This window comes from Caulobacter sp. 602-1 (genome assembly GCF_003931565.1).
Classification (GTDB): Bacteria; Pseudomonadota; Alphaproteobacteria; order Caulobacterales; family Caulobacteraceae; genus Caulobacter.
This window is the reverse complement of the sequence record NZ_RRYI01000183.1, coordinates 1-279: the sequence shown is the minus strand read 5'-3', so window position 1 is coordinate 279 and position 279 is coordinate 1. Positions and strand designations below refer to the sequence as shown.

Sequence of the window (279 nt, the reverse complement as noted above, 5' to 3'; positions counted from 1 at the left end):
GTCGAAACTCAACGTGTTCACGTCGCGCACGCTCGGCATGGCCGAAGGACGACATCTGAAGGCCTCCGACAAGTACACGTCGATGATCCATGAGGATCTCGCCAAAGCCAACGGGCTCAAAGTCGGAGACACGCTCACGCTCAAGGCCAACGCCTATGACGCCGACAACGAATCACATTCGACGGCGACCGTCAAGACCACCATCGTGGGCATATTCAAGGGCGACAGCGCCAGAAAGGTATCCAGCCGAGCGGAACTCACCGCCAACACCATCTACAC

The 279-nt window shown here is 58.1% G+C and carries 1 pseudogene; it reads left to right on the top strand.

Annotated features, from left to right (window positions below):
• Window positions 1-279, top strand: a pseudogene (locus EIK80_RS25790) (ABC transporter permease); the annotation flags it as partial.